12 protein-coding genes and 1 pseudogene are annotated in these 10,644 nt (G+C 36.8%); 9 read left to right on the top strand and 4 right to left on the bottom strand.

Features of this window, described 5'->3' with window-relative positions:
- Window positions 1–336: 336 nt before the first annotated feature.
- The 3 genes from CFPU101_RS26405 to CFPU101_RS24345 all read left to right on the top strand — a co-directional run bounded on the left by CFPU101_RS26405 (window position 337) and on the right by CFPU101_RS24345 (window position 2,727).
- Window positions 337–498, top strand: coding sequence for a transposase (locus CFPU101_RS26405; RefSeq protein WP_374191990.1), 162 nt, complete (start codon window positions 337–339; stop codon window positions 496–498).
- Window positions 499–789: 291 nt separating this feature from the next.
- Window positions 790–1,104 (top strand): transposase, encoded by a 315-nt coding sequence (locus CFPU101_RS26400; RefSeq protein ID WP_374191989.1) that lies wholly within the window; start codon window positions 790–792, stop codon window positions 1,102–1,104.
- Between the two features lie 927 nt (window positions 1,105–2,031).
- Window positions 2,032–2,727 carry an HAD family hydrolase gene (locus CFPU101_RS24345; protein WP_206818351.1) on the top strand — a complete coding sequence of 232 codons (696 nt, stop codon included), beginning with the start codon at window positions 2,032–2,034 and terminating at the stop codon, window positions 2,725–2,727.
- Between the two features lie 6 nt (window positions 2,728–2,733).
- On the opposite strand, the gene CFPU101_RS24340 is transcribed toward CFPU101_RS24345, so the two are convergent.
- A complete protein-coding gene (locus tag CFPU101_RS24340) occupies window positions 2,734–3,360 on the bottom strand; it encodes a CPP1-like family protein (protein WP_206818350.1) in 627 nt (208 codons plus the stop codon).
- A gap of 239 nt (window positions 3,361–3,599) precedes the next feature.
- On the opposite strand from CFPU101_RS24340, the gene CFPU101_RS24335 reads away from it, so the two are divergent.
- Entirely contained in the window at window positions 3,600–4,307 is a 708-nt protein-coding gene (locus tag CFPU101_RS24335; RefSeq protein WP_242578244.1) for a response regulator transcription factor, read from the top strand.
- 23 nt (window positions 4,308–4,330) lie between these two features.
- Here the strand turns inward: CFPU101_RS24335 and CFPU101_RS24330 are convergent, their stop codons facing one another.
- Both CFPU101_RS24330 and psbH read right to left on the bottom strand, forming a co-directional pair.
- Window positions 4,331–4,573 carry a TatA/E family twin arginine-targeting protein translocase gene (locus CFPU101_RS24330; protein WP_206818348.1) on the bottom strand — a complete coding sequence of 81 codons (243 nt, stop codon included), beginning with the start codon at window positions 4,571–4,573 and terminating at the stop codon, window positions 4,331–4,333.
- A 164-nt stretch (window positions 4,574–4,737) separates the two neighbouring features.
- The gene (psbH, locus tag CFPU101_RS24325) at window positions 4,738–4,941 is read right to left on the bottom strand and encodes a photosystem II reaction center phosphoprotein PsbH (protein WP_206818346.1); all 204 of its coding nucleotides are present in this window, start codon (window positions 4,939–4,941) and stop codon (window positions 4,738–4,740) included.
- Between the two features lie 84 nt (window positions 4,942–5,025).
- Between psbH and psbN the strand changes: the two genes are divergently transcribed.
- The gene (gene psbN / locus CFPU101_RS24320) at window positions 5,026–5,157 is read left to right on the top strand and encodes a photosystem II reaction center protein PsbN (protein ID WP_206818344.1); all 132 of its coding nucleotides are present in this window, start codon (window positions 5,026–5,028) and stop codon (window positions 5,155–5,157) included.
- 83 nt (window positions 5,158–5,240) lie between these two features.
- Here the strand turns inward: psbN and CFPU101_RS24315 are convergent, their stop codons facing one another.
- Window positions 5,241–6,056, bottom strand: a complete 816-nt coding sequence (locus CFPU101_RS24315) for a tetratricopeptide repeat protein (protein WP_206818342.1) — start codon at window positions 6,054–6,056, stop codon at window positions 5,241–5,243.
- A gap of 149 nt (window positions 6,057–6,205) precedes the next feature.
- On the opposite strand from CFPU101_RS24315, the gene rph reads away from it, so the two are divergent.
- From rph to CFPU101_RS24295, 4 genes and pseudogenes are all read left to right on the top strand, one after another.
- On the top strand, window positions 6,206–6,928 hold the full coding sequence (gene rph / locus CFPU101_RS24310) for a ribonuclease PH (protein ID WP_206818341.1): 723 nt from the start codon (window positions 6,206–6,208) through the stop codon (window positions 6,926–6,928).
- A gap of 4 nt (window positions 6,929–6,932) precedes the next feature.
- A complete protein-coding gene (locus CFPU101_RS24305; protein ID WP_206818339.1) occupies window positions 6,933–7,826 on the top strand; it encodes a hypothetical protein in 894 nt (297 codons plus the stop codon).
- 212 nt (window positions 7,827–8,038) lie between these two features.
- Complete coding sequence (locus CFPU101_RS24300) at window positions 8,039–10,351, top strand: HD family phosphohydrolase (RefSeq protein ID WP_206818338.1); 2,313 nt, start codon at window positions 8,039–8,041, stop codon at window positions 10,349–10,351.
- A 71-nt stretch (window positions 10,352–10,422) separates the two neighbouring features.
- Window positions 10,423–10,644: pseudogene (locus tag CFPU101_RS24295) on the top strand (SDR family oxidoreductase); the annotation flags it as partial.

Raw genomic sequence — 10,644 nt, 5'->3', positions numbered from 1 at the left:
TTTTTCAATAATTGGTATAACTAGAAAAGAGGAAGGAGTTAAAAATGGCAACTCCACCGAAGGAAGCTTTCAAAGACAGTAGCTTTTATAGATGAATATTGCTGGATATACAAAAGTTTAATCAGTGATGTTAGGCATTTTGAAAGCTTTAAATATATTCATGTAGGAATGGTTTCAGAAATTAAAAGAAAGAGCTTACCATTAATAGCACAAGTCAATGGATTAAAAGATGGTGGGCAGTCATTACACCATTTCTTGAGCAAAGCTAATTGGTCAGTAGAGAATTTAAGAGAGACGAGACTATGGTTAACTCAATTACTGATAGGGTAGGAAGAAATGATTTTAATCATAGATGAAACAGGAGAGGAAAAAAAAGGAAAAACGATAGATTATGTAACGAGACAATATATTGGGAACTTAGGAAAAATAGAGAATGGCATAGTGTCGGTCAATAGCGTTAGCAGTAGTAGAAGGGATAACATGCCCTTTAATATTTAAAATATTTAAACCAAAAAATCGATTAAAAGAAGGAGATAATTATCAAAATAAACCAGAATTAGCATCTTCGATAATCAAAGAATTAATTAGTTGAGGTTTCCGCATAAAAATGGTATTAGCCGACAGCAGAGGGTGGAGAAAGCGGCGATATAATTTCTTTATTAGAAAGAGTAAAATTAAAATATATAGTAGCAATACGTTCCAATTATGGCGTTTTAATGATGCCTGGTCAAAGAGTTAGATATAACCGTAGATGTACCTGACCCAAAAGGAGAAGAAAGCTGGTATATCATGACTAACTTGGAAGGAAATATTATTAAACAAATAGGAGTTTTATATAGTTTAAGGAATTGGATAGAATATGCTTTTAAGCAAATTAAAGATGAATTAGGATGGAAAGATTTTCGAGTTACAGACTACGTCAGTATAGAAAAATGGTGGGAAATTGTCATGAGTGCTTATCTTTTAGTTAGCCTCCAAGCCAATTATTTTAGGTTAGGAAGTATTTTAAATAAAAACGACGAAGCTTCTGAGGCATCAACTACCAGATTAAGTAATCACGCTAAGAAAGGAAGAAGGAAAAACGTGGAAAAGCTCACTAAATAACTTACGTTTAATTTTACAGCCCTATACATTTTATCATTTGCTAAAACCCTGGTTAGATGTTTTTACAATTCCTAAGTTTAAAAGGTATTTTCTAGAACTCATGGAAGAGATGAATCAATTTCTCGGCTTATCTACACTTTATTCTTCTGGATTTTATCCTTTTTGTCTAATGAGCGGTTAATTTATTACTCTTCCCTAATATAACAGAAGAGGGATAATTTGAAATTCTTGGAAATCGAATAAGTCTCGATTTCCAATTAACTTTAGTTCCTTAATATTCTTTTGCTCAGTGAAGGTTATTCTTTTGGTGTCTCGGTTTAATTTCCATCCCGATTGTTTAAATTCAACTGAACGAGTATTTTTGCTGTATTTAGGATAGCTCTTCTTTCCTTGAACTTTGTTCTTGCAGTTGGTGAAAAATTTTAAAATTGATGTCGATGTTCTCTCACAAGCTTGCTGACAGGCAGTCGAGTTTAAAGCTTCTACAAAAGGAAACTCGGCTCGCAATTGAGCGACATATCTGTAGATATCTTTTTGACTTATGCTTTGCCCGTCTTCCCTGTATCGTAAGCACTTGTTTCTCACTAACTGAACCGTTTATAATCGATTCATCTATTGCTTGATCTTGATGGGGCTTGCCATAAGCCTTGTACTCATGAATGAACATGATTTTGCGTAGACGACCAGCTACATCAAATAGTCTAAGACAAAGTCGCCGTTAACGCCGAAGATGTTCTACCCGATTTTTCGGTAAAGCGACAGAAAACAGAAAAAGGTTAAAAGCGAGTGCCGTTTTAAGGTCATAAATAATACAAGGAAAACTCGTAATTAAATCTTATCTAAATTTCTTAACAGAGACGGTTGACTCTTGGAATATGAATCGTTAGTCTTAACTTAGATACAAAACTTAACAATATATAAGCATAAATGATAAGACTAATTACTGACTTTGATGGGCCAATCATGGACGTTTCCGAACGTTACTATCAAGTTTATCGATTGTGCCTTGAACAAACCAAAAGACCCGACCAAGAAATTAATGAACTTAAAAAAGCCGAATTTTGGCAACTGAAACGTCATAGAGTCCCTGAACGCAAAATTGGACTACTATCAGGATTAGATGAAGTGCAAGCTGAAGCGTTTGCCATGATGCGGAAAAAGACTGTACATCAGGTGCGGTATTTGATGTACGATCGTCCTGTTCCCAGTGCCATTGAAACCTTAGACTATATCCAAAAACTCGGATTTGATCTCGCTGTCATGACAATGCGACGAGATAGAGAATTAGACGCAGCATTTAATCAATATGACTTAGCTCGTTTTTTTGCGCTAAACCGTCGTTATTGTTTGAGTAATGATTATATTAAAACAGCTGATATCAAAGATAAACCTTTATTGATGGAACGAGCCTTAAATGAATTACCCCCCGCTTCTGAAACATGGATGGTAGGGGATACGGAAGCGGATATTATTGCCGCAAAAACCCATAATATTAAGGTGATTGGCGTATTATCAGGGATTCGCGATCAATTTCAGTTAGAGTTATACGAACCCGATTTGATTGTAAATAATCTCAGGGAAGCCGTAGACCTAATTGTTACAGATCTTCCCATGACAGGCTGATATAAATTAACGCAGAAAGCTACTAATTAACCACAAAAAGAAAAAGGTAATTAGAGCATAAAATTGCTGAACAGAAAAGGGAAAACCGACCTTAGCTGCCTCTAAACCGCTTGCAATACCTGCACCTAAGCCTATTCCCAAGAGTAAGCCAAAAAAGGTGATTAGAACCGCTCGACCGAATTTCTGTTCTTTGCGATTTAAAAAATAGATATTGGCAAAAACGCCTAAAGCCAGAAAAAGCGATAATAGGGAACTTCCTTGCTCTTGTAGAAACAGTGTCATCACCGCTAAAACGCCAAAAACAGCAGCACTTTGACCTAGATCAGCCGCCGAAGGTGTATCAATTAACTTTTGTAACCAAGATGGTGATCGCTCAATTGAAAGAGGTTTGCTCGTTGTCGGAACTTCAGACCCTCTTTCTGGGAAGCGAATTCGCTCAGGTACCTTAATTTTACCCTCTTGTCTAAGTCTGAGCCGATCCATAATTACGGAATCATAAGCGGCTTCAATTTTTTCCACCAGCTTACTATTATCTTGATGTTGCTGAATAAGACGTTGTTTTGCGTCTTGAATTTCCTCAAAAGAAGATTCCTCAGTAACTCCAAGTTGTTCGTAGGGACTTTGCTCGCTCATGCTTTTAATCTCCTTCCTTAACCCTTTCCCTATTTAAGCAATAAACTAGCTTTACAGGCGACCTAATAATCCATTGTAAAGATAGATGAGGAAGTCGAGCGAGTTATAGCTAAAGAAAATTTCATCACCGACTACAACAAAATCAGTAAATGTGGGAATTATAGAAAGGGTAGTGGATTTGACCAGAAATTAATTAGATTTCTCTTTGCTCCTTTTATTATGATTTGAGTGATTCCGTGATGATCGCTATTGCTTGTGCCAAAATTTTAATCGTTGATGATGACTCAGCTATTCGCCATCTGATTATGCGTTTTCTGAGTCAAAAAAACTATCATGTTCAAGGAGCGGCTGATGGAAAGTCGGCTTTAGCTGTTTTTGAGCAATTTAGTCCAGATTTAGTCATTTTAGATGTCAATTTACCCGATACATTGGGTTACGATTTGTGTGAAAAAATGCAAGCTTTGACCAATGTCTATATTTTGATTCTCACCAGTCGAACTGATTTTGATGATAAACGTAAAGGTTTTCTACGTGGGGCTGATGATTATATTACCAAGCCTTTTGACCTTGAAGAACTAGATCTACGAATTCGAGCCATCTTAAAACGTCGGCGTGTGGTTTCTTCATGTGAAGAAAAACCACTAAGATTTATGAATATTTTAATCGATCCCATGCGACGTGAAGTCATGATGGGTAGCAGTGGAATCGCGTTAACTTCTCTAGAGTTTGATCTTCTACACTGTCTAGCGCAAGAACCAGGGCGAGTTTGGAGTCGGGCTGAATTAATTCAAAAGGTTTGGGACTATAACTATCTGGGTGATCATCGTGTCGTTGATGTTCATATTGGTCAAATTCGCAAAAAAATTGAATCTGATGTTGAGCATCCTTCTATTATCCAAACGATTAGGGGAGTCGGATATAAATTTATCGATGCTCCTCTAACTTAATCTGAATTTAGATTAACCGTTTTTTAGTCTGTTTTTTCAGAAACCGCTTTACTATCTTCTAATTCGGCTTTAATTTTCACAGATTCTTCTAATTGATCGGCTTCTCGCTTAAATTCAGTTTCAAATTCTTTTGATGCTTCTTGAAAACCTCGAATTGCTTTCCCTAAGCTACGTCCGACTTCGGGTAATTTTTTTGGGCCAAATACCAATAAAGCAATTACAAAAATTAATACCATTTCTGGTAATCCAATGCCAAAAATATTCATGACTTTTGCTCCAGTATGAGTAATCTAAAAAAGATTTTGGTAGCAAGCATTCTAGACTTGTCCTCAAAAGACTTAAATTCTAAAACACTAACTACCAATTGACACTAACAATTTTTAGACCAAACTCTAAAAATAGTGGCAAACTAAATAATAACCTTTTATATTTACTTGCCTAAAGTACTCCAATCAACATCTAGACCATTAAGTAATAGAGAAGAGTTGTAGATTTGTAGAATAATTAGCAAGAAAACGAAGAATAGAGCCATGAAAACACCCATTAGGGCGGTTGTTCCCCAACCTGGAACAACTTTTCCATATTCAGAGTTTAGAGGTCTGAGAATGTCCCCTAAGCGCGTACGTTGTGCCATAAATCACCAATGATGTCTTTAAATGGTTATTTTGTAATGTTCTGTAATATTATAAAAGAATCGGTAACATAATTATTCTAGCTTATGGAATCTGCAACAGTTCTTATCATCGGTATTGGTGCTGCGGTTCTCGCTGTCACGGGCTATGCGATTTATATTGCTTTTGGCCCACCATCTACCCAGTTAAGCGATCCTTTTGATGACCACGAAGATTAAAACTTGTTTTTAAAATAACATTTTTTGCCAAGGATGAAGCAACTGGAATAATATCCTACTGCTTCCCCTTGTCGAAATTTAAGCTAAATTATTTTAATGCCTTTTAAATCTGGATCACTTTGGGCGATGATTTGATGCTGCGAATTGAAAGAAATGGCTATTTTTATAGCCTGAGTCGCTAAATCGATTAAGTCTATTTGCGCCGCGCAACAAGCTAAATTATACCAAGCATAATCGTCTTCGGGTTCTAGATCAATTGCTTTTTGATAAGCGATGATCGCATTTGCATATTGTTTTAGATGTCGATAACTATCCCCTTGTTTATACCAAGGCCAAAAGCTGTTTGTATCAATCTGAGTCACTTGTTGATAACAAACAATCGCAGCTTCGTATTGTTTAAGATGACGTAAGCTATCACCTTTACGATAACACGCCCAATAATCATTAGGACGTAATTCCAAAGCTTGTTCGTAGCAGCTAATTGCGTCTTGATAACGTTGGAGATGACGCCAACTATCGCCCTGATAATACCATGTCCAATAATCATTAGGTTTGAGTGTTTGCGCTGTTTTAAAATACAAAAGCGCATCGTCAAATTGCTCTAACTCTTCTAATGCAATATAGCCTCGATGATACCATGTCCAATAATCATTAGGTCGAATTTGAGCAGCTAGTTCATAACTTGCGATCGCTTGTTTGTAGTCTCCCCGCTTGTACAATGCTTCGGCTCGATTGTACCAAGCCCAGTAGTCATCTTCACAAAAAGTCAACGCTTTTTCAAAACAGGCGATCGCTTTTTTAAATTTATCTTTTTTAGCTAGTTTTTGTGCTTTATTATACCAGTGCCAGTAATCTTTCATTGCGTCTTGAAAAGCTTTCTTCTTTTTTAGCAAAATCATTGTTAATGAGAGGCATTGATCTTAATTAAAAAACTACATAGATTATCTCAGAAAAGCTGCGGTGAAGTGTATCACTCACATTTAAGGTTTTAAGACGCTTGATGAGAGTACAATTGCTAGGTGATACTGAGTAAAAAAGCGATCGCACCATGTCTTGGACTCGTCCCGATTATCGTCAACCCAGTCAACTGCGTCCGCTACACTTTGAAACCGACTATACTAAATTTTCGGCGAGTTCGGTTTTAACGTGTTGTGGTGAAACAAAAGTACTTTGTACAGTGACAGTTCAACCCGGTGTACCTCGATTTCTGGCTGATACTGGAAAGGGATGGTTAACCGCAGAATATCGTATGTTACCTGGGGCAACGCAAGAACGTCAAGCTAGAGAGTTTATGAAACTGTCAGGGAGAACTCAAGAAATTCAACGGCTGATCGGTCGAAGTTTACGTGCTACCCTAGATTTTGAAATATTAGGCGAAAAAACGATTTTAATTGATGCAGATGTTCTACAAGCTGATGCGGGAACTCGAACAACTGCCATTACTGGGGGATATGTTGCTTTAGCTTTAGCAATGCAAAAACTCCTAAATAAAGGTGAATTGGAACAATCACCTTTAAAATGTTCTGTAGCGGCGGTTTCGGTGGGGTTAATTGAGGGTGAAGCTTTTTTAGACCTCAATTACACTGAAGATGTTGCCGCCGAAGTCGATTTTAATGTAGTCATGACAGGAAATTTAGAGTTAATCGAGGTTCAAGGGACAGCAGAATCAGGGACGTATAGTCGTTATCAGCTTAATCAAATTCTAGATCTTGCCCAAACTGGAATTCAAGAACTATTAGCAGCACAACAAGCGGTTATTACAGGAACTTGACAAAATGCGCTTTTTACCGATCTATCGGTGGCAAGGAGGGTTACTAGGTTCTTTTGTGGGTCAATGGTTACCCCAATTTAGTACAGATACTCGGTCTGTTCTTCCTTATTTACAAATTGGACAACATTTAATTGACCATTTAGTTGAGAAGAATCAGCTATCTGAACAAGATTGGCTCAATATTTATCAGCAATATCCAAGGGAACTTAAAAAAGCTCGAAGTGCTGATCTGATTTTGGTATTACTGCCTTTAATTTTGTATGAACATGATAGTCAGAGGGAATTAGAGCAACAAATTGATTTAATGGGTCTTTACTGGCAAAAAAACACAGAAATTACACAAAATGTTTTAATTTGGGGCTATTTATGCTCTTTAGTCCTCAAAGAACAATTTCATACCCAACGGACGTTAGATCATTTAATTCAAATTCCCCAAACCAGACAATCTTCTTTAATCGATCTGTTAGATTTAGTTAAAGATTTATTAAATAATGCTGTTCCTCTGTGTCAAGGGATGAAACAACTCATTTCCCAAGGAACTCCGCATCAATTAGCGATCGCACTTTCTCTGTATTGTTTTGCCAGTACACCAGAGAATTTCCAACTCAGTATTTTACGAGCAAGTCAAATTGCAGAACAATTTCCAGTGAGTCTAGCTTTAACAGGTTTTCTTTCAGGAATTTATAATAGTATTAGCGGTTTTCCTGTAAGATGGCGTGTTGCTACTCAAAATTGCCCCCTCACCCTATCGATTCAACACAAAACAGTACAATTGTTTGCTTCATGGTCGGGTGTTTATGATCTAGATACTGAATACCCACTGTTAAAGACTTCCCTAGCTTCAGTAAGTGTGATTCAACGCCGTCATCTAAACATCGTTTCTCAAGATAGTATCTAATAATGAGTATTTCTTTTTAGAGATTTAATGTTGGTTTTGGGTATGGTATTTATATAATAGCTTTTTAGCTATAGTGATTGAGTATTAGTCACTCATAGTTGTACTAATCTCATTAAAACAAAAAAGTATTTATTTTAAAAAATTTTTGAGGAGTATCAATGTGCAAATCTTTATTTGAAATTATTGATCAACGATTGGGTTAAAACTCAAATATGAAATCTTCTTCCTTCTTAACACCACAAAAAATCCAAGTTACATCTCATTTTCTCCCTTCTCTTGCTCGTTTTAAAAAGCCTCTTATTTTATTGTTTTCGATTCTATGTTTAACGGGTGTTTATGGTTACCATTTTTATAATCAACCTCAATTAGCAGTTAATACTATTTCGCCGATTACGATTACAGCACCGCAAGATGGGAATTTTGAAGACACAAAAACAACTGATGAGAAGCGTCAAAAAGTTAGAGCAGGAATTACGCCTATAGTTAAACGTAATGAGGAATTAACTCAACAAATTCAGTTAGATTTATCTAATATTATCCAAAAACTTGAAACCTTAAGAAAAATTTCTCAAAAACCGATTGTTACTGAAGTTAATCTTATTTCTTTAAAAACTCAAAATTATTTGATTACCTGTTCTGAACAAGAGTGGCAACAAATAATCAATTCAAAAGAAGCGAAAACATCATTTAATCCTGCAATTATTAAGATACAAAGTTATCGACAGAAAATAGAGCCGAAAAAATTTAAAGTGCTAATTGATCAAATTGAAGAAATTCGCCATCAATATCAGCAGGTATTACAAGAAATTCAAATCGCCTCGCCTAATTTATTAAATCAAACTGTTGAGTTTTCTTTACTTAAAATTAGTGAATCTAATTGGCAACAACTTAAACAACGAATTACAACTGCTCTGGAGCGAATATTAATACAAGGTTTGCCATCTGGATTACCTTTGGAACATCTTCAAGATACAGTCAATATTCATTTAAAAAATTCTGTCTTACCTCAATATCAAAATTTTGCTCAACAATTATTACTGACAGTTCTTCAGGAACAATCTAATTTAGAAGAAAATAAAGAAGCGACTCAACAAAGAGCTTCCCAAGCGGTTGAAGCAGTACAGCCTGAAATGGTTGCTATTAAACAAGGCGAAATTATTGTTAAAGCGGGAGAAAAAATTACTCAAAAAGATTTCGTGCTTTTAGATAATTTTCAACTCAGTCGTCGAGGCATTAATTGGGAAGGACTGGGAATATCTAGCCTTTTAGTGATGGGTGGAGTTGGTTTCTTTTGTTGTGTCGAAAATCGCGTCCATCGTCCGATGCGTCAGCGAGATCATTTGTTGTTATGTTTATTGAGTGTTTCTACTCCTTTATTTGCGATCGCTAATATTCCTTATACCAATTTAGCAGCAGTCGGCTTACTCACCAGTAGTTTTTATGGGCCCACACTAGCGATTACTCAGATTCTCCTCGTTAGTAATCTATCTCATTTTGTTCTGCATACAGTGAGTTGGCCACTGATTGCGGGAACAGTTGGCGGTTTATTAGCAGCAGCAATAGCAGGTAGATTACATTCACGGGACGAATTATCTTTACTGGGTGCAGGGGTTGGACTCGCTCAAGGTTTAGCTTACCTCATCATTTATCTAATTGCCAGCGCAACGGCGGGGACTATCTGGTACACGGTTTTACCTGATGCTATTATTCAAGGTTTATCAGGTTTAGCGTGGTGTATTTTTGCATTAGGAATTTCTCCTTATCTAGAACGCTTTTTTGATTTAGTAACTCCCATTCGTTTAGTTGAACTGGCTAACCCAAACCGTCCACTTTTGCAGCGTTTAGTCACAGAAGCTCCAGGTACTTTTCAACATACTTTATTTGTAGCGTGTTTAGCTGAAGCGGCAGGTCGAAAGCTACACTGTAATGTTGAATTAATCCGTGCGGGAACGCTTTATCATGATATTGGAAAAATGCACGACCCACTCGGATTTATTGAAAATCAAATGGGTGGCTTGAATAAACATGATGTGATTAATAATCCTTGGCTGAGTGCAGAAATTATTAAAAAGCATATTAGCGAAGGACTGGTAATGGCGCGTAAATACGGACTACCCAAAGTGGTTAGAGATTTTATACCCGAACATCAAGGAACTTTACCAATTTCCTATTTTTATCAACAGGCGAAAGCGACTAATCAGTTGATTGATGAACAAGATTTTTGTTATGACGGGCCAATCCCTCAATCGAGAGAAACGGGGTTAGTGATGTTAGCCGATAGTTCGGAGGCAGCATTGCGATCGCTTAAAAATGCGACACCAGAACAAGCCAAAGATATGATCAATAAAATTTTTGCAGCACGTTGGCGAGAAAATCAATTAAAAGACAGTGGTTTACGTCGCGATGAAATGGGGATGATTGCTGAAGTGTTTATTCAAGTTTGGCAACAGTATAATCATCAACGAATTGCCTATCCTAAATCCACCCTAGAACCTCAATACGTTCGACAACCGAATTCTCGATAATTCCCTCTCCTGTGAGAGGAGGGGGCTAGGGGGCGGTAGGAGAGGGCGTTTGGTGAGGTGAAAATGGGGTTAAGCATTTTGTCTACATCTCCGTTTTAGGGGTGGAGCGAAATTATTCTGATGCACCTGTCTTTAAGGCGAAACGAGAAGTAGAAAAATATCTAATTAATAGCGGTTTATCTTACACGATTCTTAGACCGTCGGGTTTTGCTAATAACTTACTCCCTTTAGCCGAACGTTTTAAAGATACGGGAATTTATCTTTTAATTGGAGATCCTCATCATCGTTCATCA

Origin of the sequence: Chroococcus sp. FPU101, assembly GCF_017312365.1 — a bacterium.
GTDB lineage: Bacteria > Cyanobacteriota > Cyanobacteriia > Cyanobacteriales > Microcystaceae > Chroococcus.
This window is presented reverse-complemented; position numbering and strand designations above follow the sequence as displayed.

Excerpts from the sequence above, each read along its gene's own strand:
- CFPU101_RS26405 (WP_374191990.1), top strand. The coding sequence starts at position 337 with ATGATTTTAATCATAGATGAAACAGGAGAGGAAAAAAAAGGAAAAACG.
- CFPU101_RS26400 (WP_374191989.1), top strand. The coding sequence starts at position 790 with ATGACTAACTTGGAAGGAAATATTATTAAACAAATAGGAGTTTTATAT.
- CFPU101_RS24345 (WP_206818351.1), top strand. The coding sequence starts at position 2,032 with ATGATAAGACTAATTACTGACTTTGATGGGCCAATCATGGACGTTTCC.
- CFPU101_RS24340 (WP_206818350.1), bottom strand. The coding sequence starts at position 3,360 with ATGAGCGAGCAAAGTCCCTACGAACAACTTGGAGTTACTGAGGAATCT.
- CFPU101_RS24335 (WP_242578244.1), top strand. The coding sequence starts at position 3,600 with ATGATCGCTATTGCTTGTGCCAAAATTTTAATCGTTGATGATGACTCA.
- CFPU101_RS24330 (WP_206818348.1), bottom strand. The coding sequence starts at position 4,573 with ATGAATATTTTTGGCATTGGATTACCAGAAATGGTATTAATTTTTGTA.
- psbH (WP_206818346.1), bottom strand. The coding sequence starts at position 4,941 with ATGGCACAACGTACGCGCTTAGGGGACATTCTCAGACCTCTAAACTCT.
- psbN (WP_206818344.1), top strand. The coding sequence starts at position 5,026 with ATGGAATCTGCAACAGTTCTTATCATCGGTATTGGTGCTGCGGTTCTC.
- CFPU101_RS24315 (WP_206818342.1), bottom strand. The coding sequence starts at position 6,056 with ATGATTTTGCTAAAAAAGAAGAAAGCTTTTCAAGACGCAATGAAAGAT.
- rph (WP_206818341.1), top strand. The coding sequence starts at position 6,206 with ATGTCTTGGACTCGTCCCGATTATCGTCAACCCAGTCAACTGCGTCCG.
- CFPU101_RS24305 (WP_206818339.1), top strand. The coding sequence starts at position 6,933 with ATGCGCTTTTTACCGATCTATCGGTGGCAAGGAGGGTTACTAGGTTCT.
- CFPU101_RS24300 (WP_206818338.1), top strand. The coding sequence starts at position 8,039 with ATGAAATCTTCTTCCTTCTTAACACCACAAAAAATCCAAGTTACATCT.